Source organism: Yinghuangia soli, assembly GCF_021502675.1.
In the GTDB taxonomy this organism is placed as follows: Bacteria; Actinomycetota; Actinomycetes; order Streptomycetales; family Streptomycetaceae; genus Yinghuangia; species Yinghuangia soli.
The window spans coordinates 39,706-58,273 of the sequence record NZ_JAKFHA010000010.1 but is presented as its reverse complement, the minus strand read 5'-3'; the positions used below and the strand labels follow the sequence as shown (position 1 = coordinate 58,273).

At 72.1% G+C, this 18,568-nt stretch carries 19 protein-coding genes and 1 tRNA gene; 10 read left to right on the top strand and 10 right to left on the bottom strand.

The window, feature by feature from the left end:
* The first annotated feature begins 129 nt into the window (after window positions 1–129).
* Together LZ495_RS18615 and LZ495_RS18610 are read left to right on the top strand one after the other, a co-directional pair.
* A complete protein-coding gene (locus LZ495_RS18615; protein ID WP_235053414.1) occupies window positions 130–549 on the top strand; it encodes a phage holin family protein in 420 nt (139 codons plus the stop codon).
* A gap of 88 nt (window positions 550–637) precedes the next feature.
* Window positions 638–1,576, top strand: coding sequence for an alpha/beta fold hydrolase (locus LZ495_RS18610; RefSeq protein WP_372498594.1), 939 nt, complete (start codon window positions 638–640; stop codon window positions 1,574–1,576).
* A 298-nt stretch (window positions 1,577–1,874) separates the two neighbouring features.
* On the opposite strand, the gene LZ495_RS18605 is transcribed toward LZ495_RS18610, so the two are convergent.
* The 3 genes from LZ495_RS18605 to nth all read right to left on the bottom strand — a co-directional run bounded on the left by LZ495_RS18605 (window position 1,875) and on the right by nth (window position 4,806).
* A complete protein-coding gene (locus LZ495_RS18605) occupies window positions 1,875–3,059 on the bottom strand; it encodes a MarP family serine protease (protein ID WP_235053412.1) in 1,185 nt (394 codons plus the stop codon).
* Between the two features lie 197 nt (window positions 3,060–3,256).
* A complete protein-coding gene (locus LZ495_RS18600) occupies window positions 3,257–4,006 on the bottom strand; it encodes an NUDIX hydrolase (RefSeq protein WP_235053411.1) in 750 nt (249 codons plus the stop codon).
* A complete protein-coding gene (gene nth / locus LZ495_RS18595) occupies window positions 4,003–4,806 on the bottom strand; it encodes an endonuclease III (protein ID WP_235053410.1) in 804 nt (267 codons plus the stop codon). The genes LZ495_RS18600 and nth overlap by 4 nt, the downstream gene beginning before the upstream one ends.
* Before the next feature lie 221 nt (window positions 4,807–5,027).
* Between nth and LZ495_RS18590 the strand changes: the two genes are divergently transcribed.
* A complete protein-coding gene (locus LZ495_RS18590) occupies window positions 5,028–5,702 on the top strand; it encodes a Crp/Fnr family transcriptional regulator (protein WP_235053408.1) in 675 nt (224 codons plus the stop codon).
* A 150-nt stretch (window positions 5,703–5,852) separates the two neighbouring features.
* On the opposite strand, the gene LZ495_RS18585 is transcribed toward LZ495_RS18590, so the two are convergent.
* The 5 genes from LZ495_RS18585 to LZ495_RS18565 form a co-directional block, all read right to left on the bottom strand.
* On the bottom strand, window positions 5,853–6,680 hold the full coding sequence (locus tag LZ495_RS18585) for an MBL fold metallo-hydrolase (RefSeq protein ID WP_235053406.1): 828 nt from the start codon (window positions 6,678–6,680) through the stop codon (window positions 5,853–5,855).
* A gap of 71 nt (window positions 6,681–6,751) precedes the next feature.
* Window positions 6,752–7,597 carry an NUDIX hydrolase gene (locus LZ495_RS18580; RefSeq protein ID WP_235053404.1) on the bottom strand — a complete coding sequence of 282 codons (846 nt, stop codon included), beginning with the start codon at window positions 7,595–7,597 and terminating at the stop codon, window positions 6,752–6,754.
* A gap of 206 nt (window positions 7,598–7,803) precedes the next feature.
* A complete protein-coding gene (locus tag LZ495_RS18575) occupies window positions 7,804–8,274 on the bottom strand; it encodes a RidA family protein (RefSeq protein WP_235053403.1) in 471 nt (156 codons plus the stop codon).
* Window positions 8,271–8,429, bottom strand: a complete 159-nt coding sequence (gene sp36 / locus LZ495_RS18570; RefSeq protein ID WP_231773247.1) for a Sp36 family protein — start codon at window positions 8,427–8,429, stop codon at window positions 8,271–8,273. Before sp36 ends, LZ495_RS18575 begins: the two co-directional genes overlap by 4 nt.
* Window positions 8,430–8,475: 46 nt before the next feature.
* Window positions 8,476–8,922 carry an Lrp/AsnC family transcriptional regulator gene (locus tag LZ495_RS18565; protein ID WP_235053402.1) on the bottom strand — a complete coding sequence of 149 codons (447 nt, stop codon included), beginning with the start codon at window positions 8,920–8,922 and terminating at the stop codon, window positions 8,476–8,478.
* 139 nt (window positions 8,923–9,061) lie between these two features.
* On the opposite strand from LZ495_RS18565, the gene LZ495_RS18560 reads away from it, so the two are divergent.
* The 4 genes from LZ495_RS18560 (at window position 9,062) to bagB (ending at window position 13,637) form a co-directional block, all read left to right on the top strand.
* The gene (locus tag LZ495_RS18560; protein WP_235053401.1) at window positions 9,062–9,946 is read left to right on the top strand and encodes a tryptophan 2,3-dioxygenase; all 885 of its coding nucleotides are present in this window, start codon (window positions 9,062–9,064) and stop codon (window positions 9,944–9,946) included.
* A gap of 83 nt (window positions 9,947–10,029) precedes the next feature.
* Entirely contained in the window at window positions 10,030–11,262 is a 1,233-nt protein-coding gene (kynU, locus tag LZ495_RS18555; protein ID WP_235053400.1) for a kynureninase, read from the top strand.
* Window positions 11,263–11,349: 87 nt separating this feature from the next.
* On the top strand, window positions 11,350–12,375 hold the full coding sequence (gene bagA, locus LZ495_RS18550) for an ATPase BagA (RefSeq protein ID WP_235053625.1): 1,026 nt from the start codon (window positions 11,350–11,352) through the stop codon (window positions 12,373–12,375).
* Window positions 12,372–13,637 carry an ATPase BagB gene (gene bagB, locus LZ495_RS18545; protein ID WP_235053399.1) on the top strand — a complete coding sequence of 422 codons (1,266 nt, stop codon included), beginning with the start codon at window positions 12,372–12,374 and terminating at the stop codon, window positions 13,635–13,637. The genes bagA and bagB overlap by 4 nt, the downstream gene beginning before the upstream one ends.
* Before the next feature lie 189 nt (window positions 13,638–13,826).
* Here bagB and LZ495_RS18540 read toward each other — a convergent pair whose 3' ends face one another.
* Window positions 13,827–14,153: a WhiB family transcriptional regulator gene (locus LZ495_RS18540; RefSeq protein WP_235053398.1), complete on the bottom strand. Its 327-nt coding sequence runs from the start codon at window positions 14,151–14,153 to the stop codon at window positions 13,827–13,829.
* 355 nt (window positions 14,154–14,508) lie between these two features.
* Between LZ495_RS18540 and LZ495_RS18535 the strand changes: the two genes are divergently transcribed.
* Complete coding sequence (locus LZ495_RS18535; RefSeq protein ID WP_235053397.1) at window positions 14,509–16,782, top strand: transglycosylase domain-containing protein; 2,274 nt, start codon at window positions 14,509–14,511, stop codon at window positions 16,780–16,782.
* A 131-nt stretch (window positions 16,783–16,913) separates the two neighbouring features.
* On the opposite strand, the gene LZ495_RS18530 is transcribed toward LZ495_RS18535, so the two are convergent.
* Complete coding sequence (locus tag LZ495_RS18530) at window positions 16,914–17,369, bottom strand: GatB/YqeY domain-containing protein (protein WP_235053395.1); 456 nt, start codon at window positions 17,367–17,369, stop codon at window positions 16,914–16,916.
* A 123-nt stretch (window positions 17,370–17,492) separates the two neighbouring features.
* On the opposite strand from LZ495_RS18530, the gene LZ495_RS18525 reads away from it, so the two are divergent.
* Window positions 17,493–18,389 carry a metallophosphoesterase gene (locus LZ495_RS18525; RefSeq protein WP_235053394.1) on the top strand — a complete coding sequence of 299 codons (897 nt, stop codon included), beginning with the start codon at window positions 17,493–17,495 and terminating at the stop codon, window positions 18,387–18,389.
* 73 nt (window positions 18,390–18,462) lie between these two features.
* Window positions 18,463–18,536 (top strand) — tRNA-Pro (locus LZ495_RS18520).
* Window positions 18,537–18,568 lie beyond the last annotated feature (32 nt).

The following is an 18,568-nucleotide window of genomic DNA, read 5'->3' as shown; positions in this document are numbered from 1 at the left end:
TCCGTTCCCATCCGTTCCCATCCGTTTCAATCCGTCCCACCCGTACGCCGTGCCCCGCTGGATCGCCGATACCGGGGCACGGCATGATCGGGGCTGACGCCGGACGACCGCCCCGAATGAGGAGAGAGCATGGCAGGCACCGAGAGGCCCCGCGCACAGGACGTGCCCGTCGACACCCAGCGGTCCCTGGGCGAACTGTTCTCGGACGCCACGCGCGACATGTCGACGCTGGTGCGCAGCGAGATCGAGCTGGCCAAGAGCGAGGTGAAGGTCAGCGCGATCCAGGTCGCCAAGGGCAGCGGTGCGTTCATCGCCGCGGGCGCCCTGCTGTTCTTCGCGTTCCCGTTCCTGAGCGTGGCGCTGGCGTACGGCATCCACGCGCTCGGCCTGGGCCTGGGCTGGTCGTTCCTGATCGTCGGCGGCTTCTACGTGCTGCTGGCGGTCCTGCTCGGCCTGTTCGGCGTGAAGTCGTTCAAGAAGGTCCGGGCGCCGGAGCGCACGATCCGCAGCACCCAGGAGACGGTCGCCACGCTCAAGAGCGTCGGCTGATCCGGCCCCCGCGGAGCCGCCTCGGCGGCGGCGACCTGCACACATGTGACGTACCGGGCGCGCCCGGCTCCACCGGCCGCGCGCCGAGATGTGCAACTCTGCTGGTGTGACGGTTCCCGAGAGCTCTGCGGTCAACATCGACGGTCCCTGGACCCACCGGGACATCTCGGCGAACGGTGCGCGCTTCCACGTCGCCGAGCTCGGCGAGGGCCCGGTGGTCCTGATGCTGCACGGCTTCCCGGAGTTCTGGTGGGCCTGGCGGCACCAGATGGAGGCGCTGGCCAAGGCCGGGTTCCGGGCCGTCGCGATGGACCTGCGCGGGTACGGCGGCAGCGACCGCCCGCCGCGCGGCTACGACCCGATCACCCTCGCCCTCGACGTCACCGGGGTGATCCGCTCGCTCGGCGAGCCGGACGCCATCGTGGTGGGCCACGGGCTCGGCGCGTCCCTGGCGTGGACCGCCGCGGTCCTGCGGCCCAAGCTGGTCCGCCGCCTGGTCGCGGTCTCGATGCCGCACCCGCGCCGGCTGCGCAGCGCGCTGCTCACCGACCGGCACCAGGTGGCCGCCGCCAAGCACATCTTCGCCTTCCAGCGCCCCTGGATCCCGGAGCGCCAACTGGTCCGCGACGACGCCGAGATGGTCGAGCGCCTGATGCGCGAATGGGCCGCACCGGGCTGGCCGGACGCGCCGACCGCGGAGCGCTACCGGCGCGCGATGCTCATCCCCGGCACCGCGCACTGCGCCGCCGAGCACTTCCGGTGGCTGGTCCGCTCGGTGCCGCGCCCGGACGGCCTGCAGTACGCGGCCCGCATGAAGACACCGGTCATGGTCCCGACGCTGCACCTGCACGGTGCGCTCGACAGCGCGATCCTGCCGCGCACCGCGGCCGGGTCCGGCCGCTACGTCGAGGCGCCGTACCGCTGGCGGCTGCTGGACGGCGTCGGCCACTTCCCGCACGAAGAGGCACCGGACACGTTCACCAACGAACTGCTGGGCTGGCTCAAGGACCCCGAGCCGGAGCGCTGAGCCGGACCCGTTGTGATCAAGTGGATCAACTGCACCGGATTTCCTGGCAGTTCTCTACAAACCGGGACGAGACCGGCGCATGAAATCCTGTGCGCATGGCATCCCGCGGTTATCCGCTGAAGCGCCTGGGTAGGCGCCGGAACATGAGCCGGACGTACCAATGGTCGTCCCCCGATCGTGCGGGGCACCTCGATGGACTCGTCGCCATACTGCGCCGGCGCGTGCGCTGGCTCTCCCTGCGCATACGCGCCCGGTAGCCCGCGGGCGGGCATCCGGGCGCGCGCTCGGCACGCGGGTGTCAGAGCGCGCAGCCCTGGGTGTCCACCGGCTTGGTGTTGCGGATCCCCGCCTCGACGTCCTCGCGGACCTCGTCGGCGGTGAGCGCGTAGCCGGTCGATTCGTCGTCCAGCGACTTGGCGAAGATGACGCCGTAGACCTTGCCGCTCGGCGAGATCAGCGGACCGCCGGAATTGCCCTGCCGCACCTTGGCGTACAGCGAATAGACCTCGCGGCTGACCGTGCCCCGCTTGTAGATGTCCGGGCCGCCCGCCTTGATCTCGGCGCGCACCCGGGCCGCCTCGACGTGGAACGCGCCGTTCTCCGGGAAGCCGATCACCAGGGAGTCGGCGCCCGGCTGCGCGTTCGCCTCGAACTCCAGCGGGGCCGCCTTGAGTCCGGGGACCGCCAGTACCGCGATGTCGCGGCGCCAGTCGTAGAGCACCACTTCGGCGTCGTACTGCTTGCCCTCGCCGCCGACCTGCACGGTCGGCTTCCGCACGCCGCCGACCACGTGCGCGTTGGTCATGACGCGGTTGGGGGCGAACACGAAGCCCGAGCCCTCGATGACCTTGCCGCAGCTCTTCGCGGTGCCGACGATCTTCACGATGCTGTCCCGGGACTTCTGCACCGCGGGCGAGGCGAGCAGCGCCTGGTCCGGCGGCGGGACCTGCGGGATGTCCTCGTGCACGAACGGGCTGAACACCTGCGGGAAGCCGTTGCTGTCCAGCAGGTTGCTGAACGACGAGAACCACGTGTCGGCGCCCTGCGGCAGGACCTGCTGGACCCCGCCGAGCACCTGCGACCCGCGCACCTCGCGGGCCACCGTCGGCATCGTGGACCCGGCCACCGACGAGCCGATCAGCCACACCACGACCAGCAGCGCGGACACGCTGACCACCGCACCGCCCGCGGCGTCCACGATGCGCGCCGGGGTCCAGGTCAGGTGGCGGCGCAGCCGGCTGCCCAGCGAGGTCGCCATCGCCTGGGTCAGGGTGGCCAGCACCAGCACGACGCAGATCGCCGCGATGGACGGCCCGAGCCCCGGCTCGAAGTGCTCCAGGATGTACGGCACCAGCCACATCCCGAGCACACCGCCGCCGAGGAACCCGATGAACGACAGCACACCGACGATGAAGCCCTGCCGGTAACCCGAGATCGCAAACGCGACGGCGGCGACGATGAGAATCAGGTCGAGGACGTTCACCGCTTCACGTTCTCACGGCGGACCGGCGGATGTCCGCAGCGGCGACCGGGTCGTCGACGTCGTGTGACGGATACCGGACATGCCTCGGGCCCGCCGGGTCAGGCGTCCTGACACCGCGTCAGCGCGCCGCGGACGGTCCGCGCACCCGGTGCGGCCGGTCCGGGCGGCCCGGTCTGCGGGCCCGGTCTGCGGCCCGCTCAGCGCGGCTCGATCACCGGCTCGATCACCGGCGCGCCCGCGATGCGCTGCTCGTAGCGGTCGCGGTCGCGGCCGGCCAGCCGCCACTCGGCCTCGGTCAGTTCGACCTGCCGGTCCTGGTCCCAGGGCCGCTCCCACCCGGCGAGGGCGAGCGTGCGGTCCAGCAGGCCCGCGGTGAAGCCCCAGACCACCATGTCCTCGACGAGGAACGCCGGGCCCAGGTAGCCGGTCGTGTGCCGCAGCCGGGCCCGGTTCGCCGGGTCGGCCAGGTCCGCGAGCGGCACCCGCACCACGCGCGCCACCTCGCCCTCCGACATCGGCGCCACCGGGCAGTCGTCCCGCCACCACGCCAGCACCGGGGCCACCACGAAGTTGCTCACCGGGATGTAGAGCGAGGGCAGCATGCCGAAGACCTGCACGCAGTCCGGGTCGAGGCCGGTCTCCTCGCGGGCCTCGCGCAGCGCCGCGTCCACCGGGCCGGCGTCCTCCGGGTCGATCGCGCCGCCCGGGAAGGCCGGCTGGCCGGCGTGCTTGCGCAGCGTGCCGGCGCGCTCCAGGAGCAGCACGTCGGGGCCGTCCGGGCCCTCGCCGAACAGCATCAGCACCGCGGCCTGCCGGCCGCCCTCGGCGGGCGGCAGGAACCGGCTCAGCTGCTCGGGGCGCACCGTCCGGGCGGCCTCCGCCACCGGCGTCAGCCAGTCCGGCAGGCCGTCCTCGACCAGCGGCGCGTCGTGCCTGGTCTCCGTCATTCGGTCCCCTCCCCTGGTGCCGCCCCGACGTCGGGTGCGGCCCCGGTCGCGAGCACCGGCTTCGCCGGTGGCCGAAGGCGCTGGCCGGGCTGCCCGGCCAGTTCGTACTTCAAGAGCTTGCGGGCCTTGACCGGATCGGTCTCCCCTTCCCCGAACGCGGGGCACAGCGGTGCGATTCCGCACGCGCCGCAGGCCGGCCTGCGCGCATGGCACACGCGCCGGCCGTGGAAGATCACCCGGTGCGAGAGCAGCGTCCAGTCCTTCTTCGGGAACAGCGCGCCGACCTCGTGCTCGACCTTGACCGGATCTTCCTCGGCGGTCCAGCCGAAACGCCGGGCGAGCCGGCCGAAGTGCGTGTCGACGCTGATGCCGGGCACGCCGTACGCCTCGCCGAGCACGACGTTGGCGGTCTTGCGCCCCACGCCGGGAAGCGTGACCAGATCGGCATGCTTGCGCGGCACCTGGCCGCCGAACTTGTCGCACAGTGCCTGGGAGAGTCCGATCACCGAGCGTGATTTCGCCCGGAAGAATCCGGTCGGCTTGATGATCGCCTCCAGCTCGGCGGACTCCGCCTGGGCCAGGGCCTCCGCGTCCGGGTACCGCGCGAACAGCGCCGGGGTGACGTTGTTGACGCTGCGGTCGGTGGTCTGCGCGGACAGCACCACGGCCACGAGCAGCTGAAATGCGTCGTCGTAGTCCAGCTCGCAGTGCGCTCCGGGATACAGCTCGCCCAGTTCCTTGTTGATGCGCCGGGCGCGGCGGACGAGGGCGAGGCGGCTCTCCGGCTTTTTGTCAGGCACCCGGCCAGAGTACGCAGACGGGTGCTACATATGAGGTGCGCACACTGTGCATACACCCGGTCACGAGGGGGATATGTCCGAGACACCCGGATGCCTCCGGATAGTGACTCGGACCACCCGCGTGAACAAACCTGATCCGCGTGCGTCAGACTGTGACCGATCGCACTGTTTGACCGCCAGGCTCCGATCGGGTGATCGGGACCGGCAAGGAGGGACCCCTCGTGGACGACGTTCTGCAGCGGGCGCCGCTGTTCGCGGCACTCGAGGACGAGGACGCCGCCGAGCTGCGTGCCTCCATGACCGAGGTGGGGCTCGAGCGCGGCGACTCGCTCTTCCATGAAGGCGACCCGGGCGACCGGCTGTACGTGGTCATCGAAGGCAAGATCAAGCTGCACCGCAGCTCGAACGACGGCCGCGAGAACATGCTCGCGGTGCTCGGCCCGAGCGAGATGTTCGGCGAGCTGTCCTTGTTCGACCCCGGACCGCGCACCGCCACCGCCACCGCGCTCACCGACGTACGCCTGCTGGGCCTGGGCCACCAGGACCTGCAGCCGTGGCTCAACGGCCGCCCGAAGGTGGCCCTGTCGCTGCTCCGCGCGATAGCCCGCCGCCTGCGGCGCACCAACGAGAGCCTGGGCGACCTGGTCTTCTCGGACGTGCCGGGCCGGGTCGCCAAGGCGCTCCTCGACCTGTCGCGCCGCTTCGGCGTGCCGGCCGAGGAAGGCATCCACGTCGCGCACGACCTGACGCAGGAGGAGCTGGCCCAGCTGGTCGGCGCCTCGCGCGAGACGGTCAACAAGGCGCTCGCGGACTTCGCCAGCCGCGGCTGGCTGCGCCTGGAGGCGCGGGCCGTGGTGCTGCTCGACGTCGAGCGCCTCTCGCGCCGCTCCCGCTGACGCATCGGGCCCCGGCCCGGATGCCGATGACCCGGCCGCTCCCGCGGACCGGGTCATCGGCATGCCCGCAGAACGCTGCGGGGCTGATGGGGGACGGCGCAGGGCCGGAGTGCGGGGCTGGGTCCGGGTCAGAAGCGGTCGCCGCGGGACTCAGGTGCGCGGGCCACGCTTTTGCAGGTAGTCCATTTGGGCGCGGACGGACATCTCGGCGGCCCACCACAGGCTCTGGTCCACGTTCGCGTACACCCGCTCGACCACCTCGCGGGCGGTGCGGTCGCCGAGCGCCATGGCCTGCTCGACCTGGACCAGGCGCTGCGCCCGGTGCTCCAGGTAGAACTCGACCACGCCGCGCGCGTCGTCCAGGACCGGGCCGTGCGCGGGCAGCACCCGGGAGACCTCGCCGGCGTCCACCAGGGCGCGCAGCCGGGCGAGCGAGTCCAGGTAGTCGCCGAGGGTGCCCTCGGGGTGCGCGACGACCGTGGTGCCGCGGCCCAGGATGGTGTCCCCGGTGAGCACCACGTCGTCGGCGGGCAGCACGAAGCTCAGCGAGTCCCAGGAGTGCCCCGGGGTGGCGATGACGCGCAGCTCCAGGCCGCCGGTGGTGACCACGTCGCCCTCGACCAGGCCCTCGCCGCCCAGCCGGTGCGCGGGGTCCAGGGCCCGTACGCCGCAGCCCGCGAGCTCGGCGAGCCGGGCCGCGCCCTCGGAGTGGTCCGGGTGGCCGTGCGTCAGCAGGATCTCGGCGACGCGTGCGCCCCGCTCCTCGGCCGCGGCGAGGACGGCCCGCAGGTGGCCCTCGTGCAGCGGGCCGGGGTCGATCACGGCGGCCCGGTCGGCGCCCGGTTCGAGGAGCAGCCAGGTGTTGGTGCCGTCCAGCGTCATGGCGTTCGCGTTGGGCGCCAGGACGCAGGTCGCCCGGTCCGTCGCGGGACCGGCCACGACCGGCCGCGGGTCGCCCGGGATGCGGTAGGAGTCCATGGCTCAGTGTGTCCGATCCGTGCGCGAGGCGGTCCGACGGGTCCCGGTCCGAAGGCCGGGCGGCCCGGCGGTCAGGCGGTGCCGAAGGGGTCCGGGATGCCGGGCCACTCGATGATCAGCCGCTCGCCCTCCAGGCGCGGACGGGCCATGATCGGCGCCAGGTCGCGGCCCGCCGAGGCGTCCTGCGCGGCGGCCGGGCTGGCGTACTCGGCGAGGTTGCGCAGCGTCTCGATGGTCGGCGGCAGCATGCCCAGCTCGCCGGCCTTGTGCCGGGCCAGGACGTCGGCGGGCTTGGCCCACGTCACCCGGTCGGCCTCGCCGGACACGTCGCGCGTGCGCTGCCCCTCGGGCAGCGTCGCGACGAAGAACCAGGTGTCGTAGCGGCGGTCCTCGAACTCCGGGGTCACCCAGCGCGACCAGCCGCCGAGCAGGTCCGAGCGCAGCACCAGGCCGCGCCGGTCGAGGAACTCGGTCAGGCCCAGCGTGCGGTCCACCAGGGCGGCCCGGTCGGCTTCCCAGTCGTCGCCGGTGGTGTCCGAGACGACCGAGGCGGTATCCGGGCCGGCCAGCAGCACGCCGGACTCCTCGAAGGTCTCGCGCACCGCGGCCGCCACGATCGCCCGGGCCTCGGCGGACGAGGTGCCGAAGCGCTTGGCCCACTCGTCGGGCGACGGCCCGGCCCACGCCACCTCGTGGTCGGCGTCGCGCGGGTCCACCGCGCCCCCGGGGAACGCGTACATCCCGGCGGCGAACTTCATCCCGGCGTGCCGGCGCAGCAGGTAGGCCTGCGGTCCGTCGGCCCGTTCGCGCAGCAGCACGACGGTCGCCGCACGGCGCGGCTCGGCGGGGGCGAACTCGCCGGCCAGGATGGCGCGGGCGCGCTCGATCCAGGACGCGGGCATGGCAGGCGTGGTCATGCGCGGATGCTACGCGCCGTCGAGCCGATTTGACAGGGCGTCAGTTCCGGCCCGGCGCCCGGTCCGGACACGGCCCGGACACGGCCCGGACACGGTCGGGACGCACCCGAGGCACGGTCGGAACCCGCTCGGAGCGCCGTCGGAGCGCGGTCGGGCGGCTGCGCCACGGCAGCCGCCCGGCCGGTTCGCGCGGTTCCGCGCGGGGCTCACACGACCTCGACGACGATCTCCACCTCGACCGGCGCGTCCAGCGGCAGCACCGCGGCACCCACCGCGCTGCGGGCGTGCCGGCCCGCCTCGCCGAAGACCTCGCCGAGCAGCTCGCTGGCGCCGTTGATGACACCCGGCTGCCCGGTGAAGCCCGGGTCCGAGGCCACGAAACCGACCACCTTGACCACCCGGCGCACCAGCGCCAGGTCGCCGATCTCGGCCTTGACCGCGGCCAGCGCGTTGAGCGCGCAGCGCTGCGCGAGGGCCTTGGCCTCCTCCGGCGTCACCTCGGCCCCGACCTTGCCGGTCTGCGGCAGCTTGCCGTCGACCATCGGCAGCTGGCCGGAGGTGTAGATGTAGTTGCCGGTGCGGAGCGCCGGGACGTACGCGGCGACCGGAGCCGCCACACCCGGCAGCGCCAGACCGAGCTGCGCGAGCCGGTCCTCCGGGTGCACGAACTCCGTCACGACTGCTTCTCCCGCTTGAAGTACGCCACCAGGTTCTCCGGGTTCGGACCCGGCACGACCTGCACGAGCTCCCAGCCGTCCTCACCGAAGGTGTCGAGGATCTGCTTGGTGTTGTGGATCAGCAACGGCGCGGTGAAGTATTCCCATTTCTTCATGGCACGGGACTCTAATGTCTGGGCGCCCCGCCCTTTGCCAGGTCCGCTACGGCGCCGCGACGGCGCGCCACGGGACCGGGCTGGAGAGCACCATCGTGCTGGACGGCGTGCCGTGCTCGGCGAGCCGGTCGATGAGCGCCTGGAAGTCGTGCATGGTCGGCGTGGCCACCATCAGCAGGCAGCACGCGTCGCCGGTCACCCGGTGCAGCTGCAGCAGTTCGGGCCAGTCGCGCACCTCGTCCGCATCGCGGCGCAGCAGGCAGCCGGGCCCGTAGCAGTTCATCCGGACCAGCGCGACGACGCCGCGGCCGGCCGCCGCCGGGTCGACGTGCGCGTGGTAGCCGGTGACCACCCCGGCGCGCTCCATGCGGCGCACCCGGTCCGCGACGGTCGGCGCGGACAGGCCGACCCGCCGCGCCAGTTCGTTGTACGACACGCGGGCGTCGCGCTGGAGCTCGTCCAGGAGCCGGCGGTCGGTCGCATCCAGTGCCATCAAGGGGCCTTTTCGATCGGCAAGGATTCCTCGGGATTCTTTTCCTATCGTAAGACGATCAGCCCCCTGGCCCTTCGAACGACCATTCCCAGATGCCGGGCGCCACGCTTCGATAAAGGCACTCAAGGAGGTGTGGGTCATGGTCAGCACAACCGCAGGTGCCCCGGTCGACATGGCAGGGGTGTGCCCGATGGGCGGTGGAGGTCCGGCGCAGGCGCCGCGCACCGCGTACCCGGACGCGCCTCCGTACTCGAACTACATCGGGCTGGACCAGCTGCTGAGCCTGCAGCACCCGCGCACCGACGAGCCGACCGAGATGTCCTTCGTGATCGCCTCGCAGGTCATGGAGTTGCTCTTCGCGCTGCTCAAGCACGAGTGGACCACCGCCCGCGACCTGCTCGACGCGGACGAGACCGCGGAGGCCACCCGCGTGCTGCGGCGCAGCGTGCGGCAGGCCGACGTGCTGGTGAACTCATGGGACCTGCTCGCCACCCTCACCCCGGCCGAGTTCGGCGCGTTCCGCGAGGCGCTCGGCGAGGCCTCCGGCTTCCAGTCGCACCTGTACCGCGAGCTGGAGTTCATGCTCGGCTACAAGCGGCCCAACATCATCCGGCCGTACGCCGGGGTGCCCGAGGTGTACGCCCAGCTCGACGCCGCCCTGCACGCCCCGAGCCTGTACGACGCCACGCTGGCCGCCCTGCACCGCCGCGGCCTGCCGGTGCCCGAGCACAAGCTGACCGGCGACCGCACCGCCGCGTACGAGCCCGACCCGGGCGTCGAGCAGGTCTGGGCCGAGGTCTACGCGACCGGCACCGCGCACCCCGACCTGCGCGACCTGGGCGAGGCGCTCACCGACCTCTCGGAGCGCTGGACGCGCTGGCGCGAGCGGCACCTGGCCGCGACGTTGCGGGCGCTCGGCAACCGGCCCGGCACCGGCGGCTCGTCGGGGGCGGAGTGGCTGGAGCGGACCGTGCGTGTCCGGGCATTTCCTGACCTGTGGACAATGCGTACCTCCGTGATCTGACGCGCCCGACACATAGCCCGGCGCCCGGCCGGACACACACCGCTGCATCCGAGCCGTACCGAACCGACCCTGGGGGACCGACCGTGCCCGACACGTCCCGCGCCCACGCCCTGGAACTCGACGCCCGCGACCCGCTCGCCGGGCTGCGCAAGCGCTTCCGCCTCCCGGCCGGGGTGATCTACCTCGACGGCAACTCGCTCGGCGCGCTGCCCGACGACGTCCCCGGCGCCCTGGACGACGTCGTCCGGCAGCAGTGGGGGGTCGGGCTGATCCGGTCCTGGAACGACGCCGACTGGTGGAACGCCCCGACCCGGGTCGGCGCGGCCATCGCCCCGGTCATCGGCGCGGCCCCCGACCAGGTGGTGTGCGGCGACTCGACGTCCGTGCAGCTGTTCAACACGATGATCGCCGCGCTGCGCATGCGGCCCGGCCGCAACGTCATCCTCACCGACCCGGCCACCTTCCCGACCGACGCCTACCTGGCCGACTCGGTGGCGCGGCTGTGCAACGCCGAGGTACGCCGGGTACCGGCCGCCGAGGCCGCCGCGGTGCTGGCCGCGGACGGGGCGGACATCGCCCTCGCCGCCTACAACCACGTCGACTACCGCACCGGCGAGCTGCGCGACCTGGCCGGCATCACCGCCGCGGCGCACGCGGCCGGCGCGCTGGTGCTGTGGGACGTGTGCCACACGGCCGGCGCGGTGCCGATCGACGCGGACGCGCACGACCTGGACTTCGTGGTCGGCTGCTCGTACAAGTACCTGTCCGGCGGTCCCGGCGCGCCCGCGTTCCTGTACGTGGCCCGCCGCCTGCAGCAGGACTTCGACCCGGCGCTCACCGGCTGGCACGGGCACGCCGAGCCGTTCGCCATGGAGTCCGGCTACCGCCCCGCGGACGGCATCTCGCGCGGCCGGATCGGCAGCCCGCCGCTGCTCAACATGCTGGCCCTGGAAGCCGCGCTCGGCGTCTTCGCGGAGACCGACATGGCCGCGGTCCGGGCCAAGAGCCTGGCGCTGACCGACCTGTTCATCGCCTGCGCGGACGAGCTGGGCCTGGAGGTGGCCACGCCGCGCGAGCACGCGCTGCGCGGCAGCCAGGTCGCGGTCCGGCACGACGCCGCGCACCCGATCATGGCCGCGCTGATCGACCGGGGCGTGATCGGCGACGTGCGGCCGCCGGACATCCTGCGGTTCGGCTTCAACGCGCTGTACGTGTCCTACGCCGACGTGGTGGACGCGGCCGCGGTGCTCGGCGACATCGTGGCGACCGGGGCGCACCTCGACCCCAAGTACGCGGTCCGCTCCACCGTCACCTGACCGCCCCGCACGTGATGCCCGTCACCCGCACGGACCGCGCGCGGTTCGGTGCGCCGGAGGGTGGTTAGTCTCGACAGTGTGAGCCAGGTGACCGAGCACGACAGCCCCCGCGAGCCGGGCGCGGACTCCGACTGGGAGGGCGTCCGCCTCCACGTCGTCAGCGGCAAGGGCGGCACCGGCAAGACCTCGGTGGCCGCCGCGCTGGCCCTCGCCCTGGCCCGCGGCGGACGCCGGACGCTGCTGGTCGAGGTGGAGGGCCGGCAGGGCATCGCGCAGCTCTTCGAGACCGCGGAACTCCCCTACGAGGAGCGCAAGATCGCGGTGGCGCCGGGCGGCGGCGAGGTGTTCGCGCTGGCCATCGACCCCGAAGAGGCCCTGCTCGACTACCTCGACATGTTCTACCACCTGGGCCGCACCGGTAAGGGCCTGAAAAAGCTCGGCGCGATCGACTTCGCGACCACCATCGCGCCCGGTCTGCGCGACGTCCTGCTGACCGGCAAGGCGTGCGAGGCGGTGCGCCGCCGGCTCAAGGGCGAGCGCGGCGACAAGGGCCCGTGGGCCTACGACGCGGTCGTCATGGACGCGCCGCCGACCGGCCGGATCAGCCGCTTCCTCAACGTCAACACCGAGGTCGCCGGGCTGGCCCGGTTCGGCCCGATCCACTCGCAGGCCGAGGCGGTCATGCGGGTGCTGCGCTCCCCCGAGACGGCCGTCCACCTGGTGACGCTGCTGGAGGAGATGCCGGTCCAGGAGACCGTGGACGGCGTCGCCGAACTGCGCGGCACCGGACTCCCGGTGGGCGGCGTGGTGGTCAACATGGCCCGGCCGCCGCTGCAGGCCGACGACGAGAACGACGCGGGACGCCGCCTCACCCCCGAGCTCCTGGACGCCGGGCTCCGGGCGGCCGGCGTCCGGCCCACCAAGGCCCTGGTCGCCGCCCTCCTCGGCGAGGCGGACGAGCACGCGAGCCGGATCGTGCTGGAGACCGAGGAGCGCCGCACCGTGCGCGGCCTCGGCCTGCCGGTGTACGAGCTGCCGCTGCTGCCCGACGGGGTGGACCTGGGCGGCCTGTACCGCCTCGCCGAACGCCTGCGCGAACAGGGAGTGGCATGACCCCCGTGGCCGACAGCCCGGCAAACAGCACGTCCAGGAGCCCGTCCAGGAGCACCGCCAAGGGCAAGGCCGCCGCCCCCGCCCGGGGCTCCCGGCCGGTGCCGCAGCTGGACATCGACCCGCTGATCGACGACCCGGACACCCGCATCGTGGTGTGCTGCGGCTCGGGCGGCGTCGGCAAGACCACGACCGCGGCCGCACTCGCCCTGCGCGCCGCCGAACGCGGGCGCGACGTCGTGGTGCTGACCATCGACCCGGCGCGCCGCCTGGCCCAGTCGATGGGCCTGACCGAGCTGGACAACACGCCGCGCAAGGTCGCCGGGGTCGACGAGACCAAGGGCGGCAGCCTGCACGCGATGATGCTGGACATGAAGCGCACGTTCGACGAGATCGTCGAACAGCACGCGGACCGCGACCGGGCCCGGCAGATCCTGGAGAACCCCTTCTACCAGTCCCTGTCGGCCGGCTTCGCGGGCACGCAGGAGTACATGGCGATGGAGAAGCTGGGCCAGCTGCACGCCGGCGGCAGCTGGGACCTGATCATCGTGGACACCCCGCCGAGCCGCTCCGCGCTGGACTTCCTCGACGCGCCGCAGCGCCTCGGGTCGTTCCTGGACGGCCGGCTCATCCGGATACTGTCCGCCCCCGCGAAGGTCGGCGGGCGCGGCGCGCTGAAGTTCCTGTCCGCGGGCATGGGGCTCATGACCGGGGCGCTGAACAAGGTCGTCGGCGCGCATCTGCTCACCGACATCCAGACCTTCGTGGCCGCGCTGGACACGACCTTCGGCGGCTTCCGCAAGCGCGCGGACGCCACCTACAAACTGCTGCAGGCGCGCGGCACCGCGTTCCTGGTGGTCGCCGCACCGGAGAAGGACGCGCTGCGCGAGGCCGCGTACTTCGTCGAACGCCTGGCCGCCGAGTCGATGCCGCTGGCCGGGCTGGTGCTCAACCGCGTGCACGAGACGGACGCGGCGCAGCTGTCCGCGGAGCGCAGCGCGGCGGCCGCCGAGACCCTGCTCGAACAGGCCCTCGACGAAGACGAGGCACCCAGCGAGGACGGCCCGTCCGCGGAGGATCTGCGGCTGGTGGCCGGACTGCTGACCCTGCACGCCGAACGCCTGCGCATGATCGGCCGCGAGGAGCGGGTCCGCACCCGCTTCACGTCGATCCACCCGGAAGTGCCGCTGGTCGAGGTGCCCGCGCTGCCCGGCGACGTGCACGACCTCGACGGACTGCGGGCCATCGGCCGCCACTTGGGGTGAACGCGGCGGCGCGGAGCAGCCGGCCCCGGGCGTTCGGCCCGGGCCGGCAGGGCAGGGCGTACCGCCGCGACCGTGCCGGCTCGACGCGGCACCCGGGTCCCCGAGCCGGGGCCTGACTCCCGGGCCCGTGGACCATAGGTGCGCGTCGGTGCGGCAGGGCCAGATGCGGCAGCGGCCCTCGGGTGTGCGTCAGCCTGCGGCGCGCAGGCCGATGTTGTCGTGGTAGTCGGCGTGGATGTCCCGCTCGTACTCCTCGCGGGCCGTCTCCAGGAGCCTGCGCCAGGAAGTGACGGTCGGCCGGCGGCGCAGCAGTGCCCGCCGTTCCCGCTCGGTCATCCCTCCCCAGACACCGAACTCGACGCGATTGTCGAGGGCGTCGGCCAGGCATTCGGTACGCACCGGGCATCCGGTGCATACAGCCTTTGCGCGATTTTGGGCCGCCCCCTGCACGAACAGCTCATCCGGATCGCTGGCGCGGCACGCGGCCAGTGCGTTCCAGTCGGTAACCCAGCTCATGCTGGTGCCGTCCTCTCCCGATTCGAGGCTCCCCCTACGGCGGCGACGGGAAATCCCGTTGCCAAGCAGGACGCTACGAAAAGACGGGCGCGCGCAACAGCCCCTACTGGGCAGTCATCAATGACCCGGACGGACTATGCGCAAATATGGACCCACCCGTCCGGGTGAAAAGTCTTGCGCGACCTGCGGGTATGCCCGGGAGTTCACCGCCGCGGGCGTGCCGGGTAGATCCCGCCTTGGCCCGAATTCACTCGATAGGGTGAAGGAGGTGTGGGGAGCTGTCCCCCGGCTGCTGTTACAGACTAGGCGAAGTCCCTGCGCCGTGCGGCAGGTTTCGGCACGTAGTCTGTGGCGCATGGCCCGTACCCCCTCCGGCACGACCCGCCCCGGCGCCCCCGGTCGAGGTCCCGCGCGCCCCAAGTCGTTCATAGGCTTCACCGGCCGCCTGGCGGCCTTCATCGGTGCCAGCATCCTGGCCGGTGCACTCGTCGCGGGGATCGCCCTGCCCATCGTCGGAGGCCTCGGGCTGTCCGCGAAAGCCGGTGCGGAGAACTTCGACGACTTCCCGAACGAGCTCGAGGCGCCGTTCCTGGCCCAGCCGTCGTACATCTACGACGCGGCCGGGAACGCGCTCGCGACCGTGTACAAGCGCTACCGCATCCTCGTCGACCTGAACGAGATCTCGCCGCAGATGCAGAAGGCCATCGTGGCCATCGAGGACTCGCGGTTCTACCAGCACGGGCCGATCGACCTCAAGGGCACGCTGCGCGCGCTGATCAAGAACCAGTCCGGCGGCGAGGTGCAGGGCGGCTCCAGCCTGACCCAGCAGTACGTGAAGAACATCTTCGTCGAACTCGCCGGCGACGACCCCGCCAAGGTGGCCGACGCCACCAAGCAGGAGCTCTCCCGGAAGATCAAGGAGCTGAAGTACGCGATCGGGATGGAGCAGCGCTTCAGCAAGAACGAGATCCTCGAGCGCTACCTCAACATCATCCCGTTCGGCCAGCGCGCCTTCGGCGTCGAGGCCGCTTCGTACCGCTACTTCGGCAAGAAGGCCAAGGACCTGACGCTGCCCGAGGCGGCACTGCTGGCCGGCATCGTCAACGCGCCGACCAAGTACGACCCGATCACGCAGCCGGTGGCCGCCAAGGAGCGCCGCAACATCGTGCTGCAGCGCATGGCCGAACTGAACGTCGCCTCGCGCGAAGAGGTCGACGCCGCCAAGGCCACCGAGCTCAACCTCAAGGTCCAGCCGCTGCAGCAGGGCTGCATGATGGCGAACGCGGCCAACGGCGCGGCGTTCTTCTGCGACTACGTCGAGAACGTCATGCAGAAGGACCCGGTCTTCGGCAAGACCCAGGAGGAGCGCGACGCGCTGTGGCGCGCCGGCGGTCTGCGCATCAAGACCACGCTCGACCCGAAGATGCAGGAGGCGGCCTACAAGGCGGCCACCAAGGGCGTGCTGCAGAAGGAAGACGTCGCGGACGCGATCGTGATGGTCGAGCCGGGCACCGGCAAGATCAAGGCGATGGCGCAGAGCCGGCCGTACGGCTTCGACGAGAACGCCAACGAGACGTCCATCAACTACTCGGTGGGCAAGGACATGGGCGGCTCGGCGCTGGGCTTCCAGCCCGGCTCGACGTTCAAGCCGATCACCGCGGCCGCGGCGCTGGAGGCCAACTTGGGCCCCGGCACCAAGTACACGACCTCGTCGTACATCATGAAGTTCGACGACCAGTGGTTCAGCACCTGCGAAGGCAAGACCAAGGGTGACGGCTGGGACGGCAAAAAGGGTCTGAAGAACGAGACCCAGAGCGAGTTCGGCACGTACGACATGCAGACCGCGCTCAAGTACTCGATCAACACCTACTTCGTCATGCTGGAGCAGAGCGTCGGCATCTGCCCGGTCGCCACGCTCGCGCAGAGCATGGGCGTGACGGTCGGCGACGGCAAGCCGCTGAGCCAGGTCCCCTCGCTGACCCTGGGCAGTGAGACGGTCACCCCGCTGAGCATGGCCAACGCGTACGCCACCTTCGCCGCCCGCGGCAAGTACTGCGCGCCGGTCGTCATCACCGAGGTCGCCCGCCTGGACGGCAGCAAGATGCCGGTCCCGGAGGCGAACTGCCGCCAGCTGATGAAGCCGGAGAACGCCGACATCATCAACGAGCTGCTCACCGGCGTGACGGAGAGCGGCACCGGCACCAAGGCCGGTCTGCCGGACCGCGCCAATGCCGGCAAGACTGGTACCACCGACAAGAAGACCAACGCCTGGTTCGTCGGCTACACCCCGCAGCTCTCCACCGCGGTCTGGGTCGGCCACCCCAAGAAGCCCACCACCATGGAGCCGCCCGGCGGCATCTACATCGGCGGGCAGAAGCGCACCCAGGTCTTCGGTGGCGCGATCCCCGGTCCGATCTGGAAAGACGCCATGAGCCAGGCCCTGGCGGGCCAGCAGAAGCTCAACTTCACCCCGGTGCCGCAGGGCGTGATACCGCCACCGGCCGAGCAGCACCCGAAGCCCGACGACGGCAAGCCCGAGGACCCGAACAACCCCGGCGGCCAGCCGGGGCAGCCGGGCCAGCCCGGCGGACCGGGCGGCCCCGGCGGTCCGGGAGGCCAGCCCCGCTAGTAGTACCGCGCTCCTCGAGCCGGCTTCCCGGCCCGAGGAGTACACCGGCACAAAGACGCCGGGTGCCGCGTAAGTCGCCTTACGCAGCACCCGGCGTCGTGCGTTTCCCGGCGGCTCCGCGCCGCGCGGCGTCAGCCCGCCAGCTGGCTCTTGATCTCCGCGGCGATCCGGCCGCCCTCGGCGCGGTCCCCGACCTTCGGCCGCACGACCTTCATGACCGCACCCATCGCGGACGGGCCCGAGGCGCCGGTCTCCGCGATGGCGGCCGCGACGATCTCCTTCAGCTCCGCGTCGTCCAGCTGCTTGGGCAGGTACTCGGCGAGGATCTCGCCCTCGGCCCGCTCCCGCGCGGCCGACTCGGCACGCCCGCCCTGCTCGAACGCCTCCGCCGCCTCGCGGCGCTTCTTCGCCTCGCGCACGACGATCTTCAGCACCTCGTCGTCGGAGAGCGTCCGCGCTTCCTTGCCCGCGACCTCCTCGTTGGTGACCGCGGTCAGCGTGAGGCGCAGGGTCGAGGAACGCAGCTCGTCACGGGCCCGGATGGCCTCGGTGAGGTCGCTCTGGAGACGGCTCTTGAAGGTACTCATGCCCCCAGTGTCGCAGCCGCCCCGTTCCGCTCCCCACCCAATTAGCCGCGTGCCCGCCTTCCGGCCCAAAGCCCCCGGACCAGCGGCTCCCGGCCCAGGCCATCCTCTGGAACCATAAGAAGAATGGACACGAAGTTTGCGCTGCCGCTGGGCATCGCCGCCACGGGGGCTGCCTGCCTGACCTACGCAGCCGCCTACGAGGCCCGCTCCTTCCGCCTGCGCCGCGTGGAGGTGCCGGTCCTCCCCCGCGGCATGCGCCCGCTGCGCGTGCTCCAGGTCTCCGACATCCACATGGTGTGCGGGCAGCGCAAGAAGCAGGACTGGCTGCGCCGACTGGCCGCCCTCAAGCCCGACTTCGTGCTCAACACCGGCGACAACCTCTCCGACCCCGAGGCGGTCCTGGAGACCCTCGACGCGCTCACCCCGCTGATGGACCTGCCCGGCGCGTACGTCTTCGGCTCGAACGACTACTTCGGCCCGCGCCCCAAGGACCCCACCGGCTACCTGCGCCGCGACGACGGCACCCGCACCCTCGGCCCGGAGAACCCCTGGCAGGAGCTGCGCGACGGCTTCGACCGGGCCGGCTGGGAGAACCTCAACAACGCCCGCGGCCGCCTCAAGCTCGACGGCGCCGAGATCGAACTGGTCGGCCTCGACGACCCGCACATCGACCGGGACCGCTACGAGCTCGTGGCCGGCGGCCCCGACCGCGCCGCACAGCTCTCCCTCGCCGTCGTCCACGCCCCCTACCGCCGCGCCCTGGACGCCTTCACCGCCGAGGGCTACCCCCTCGTCATCGCGGGCCACACCCACGGCGGCCAGGTCTGCGTCCCCTTCTACGGCGCCCTCACCACCAACTGCGACCTCGACCGCAAGCGCGCCAAGGGCCTCTCGCGCTACGAGTCCGCCGGCAACGAGACCTACCTCCACGTCTCCGCCGGCTGCGGTACGTCCCGCTACGCCCGCTTCCGCTTCGCCTGCCCCCCGGAAGCCACCCTCATGACCCTGACCCCCGCCTGACCTGCACTTTCGCCCCGGCCTAAACCGGATTTCGCCTCAGCCCCCAGGTCCGCTAAGCTGAACGCGCATCAAACGGGGTGTGGCGCAGCTTGGTAGCGCGCTTCGTTCGGGACGAAGAGGTCGTGGGTTCAAATCCCGCCACCCCGACGTGAGATGTATGAAGAGCCCCGCCGGAGAAA

Excerpts from the sequence above, each read along its gene's own strand:
- LZ495_RS18615 (WP_235053414.1), top strand. The coding sequence starts at position 130 with ATGGCAGGCACCGAGAGGCCCCGCGCACAGGACGTGCCCGTCGACACC.
- LZ495_RS18610 (WP_372498594.1), top strand. The coding sequence starts at position 638 with ATGTGCAACTCTGCTGGTGTGACGGTTCCCGAGAGCTCTGCGGTCAAC.
- LZ495_RS18600 (WP_235053411.1), bottom strand. The coding sequence starts at position 4,006 with ATGACGGAGACCAGGCACGACGCGCCGCTGGTCGAGGACGGCCTGCCG.
- LZ495_RS18585 (WP_235053406.1), bottom strand. The coding sequence starts at position 6,680 with ATGGACTCCTACCGCATCCCGGGCGACCCGCGGCCGGTCGTGGCCGGT.
- LZ495_RS18580 (WP_235053404.1), bottom strand. The coding sequence starts at position 7,597 with ATGACCACGCCTGCCATGCCCGCGTCCTGGATCGAGCGCGCCCGCGCC.
- sp36 (WP_231773247.1), bottom strand. The coding sequence starts at position 8,429 with ATGAAGAAATGGGAATACTTCACCGCGCCGTTGCTGATCCACAACACC.
- LZ495_RS18565 (WP_235053402.1), bottom strand. The coding sequence starts at position 8,922 with ATGGCACTGGATGCGACCGACCGCCGGCTCCTGGACGAGCTCCAGCGC.
- LZ495_RS18560 (WP_235053401.1), top strand. The coding sequence starts at position 9,062 with ATGGTCAGCACAACCGCAGGTGCCCCGGTCGACATGGCAGGGGTGTGC.
- bagB (WP_235053399.1), top strand. The coding sequence starts at position 12,372 with ATGACCCCCGTGGCCGACAGCCCGGCAAACAGCACGTCCAGGAGCCCG.
- LZ495_RS18540 (WP_235053398.1), bottom strand. The coding sequence starts at position 14,153 with ATGAGCTGGGTTACCGACTGGAACGCACTGGCCGCGTGCCGCGCCAGC.
- LZ495_RS18535 (WP_235053397.1), top strand. The coding sequence starts at position 14,509 with ATGGCCCGTACCCCCTCCGGCACGACCCGCCCCGGCGCCCCCGGTCGA.
- LZ495_RS18530 (WP_235053395.1), bottom strand. The coding sequence starts at position 17,369 with ATGAGTACCTTCAAGAGCCGTCTCCAGAGCGACCTCACCGAGGCCATC.
- LZ495_RS18525 (WP_235053394.1), top strand. The coding sequence starts at position 17,493 with ATGGACACGAAGTTTGCGCTGCCGCTGGGCATCGCCGCCACGGGGGCT.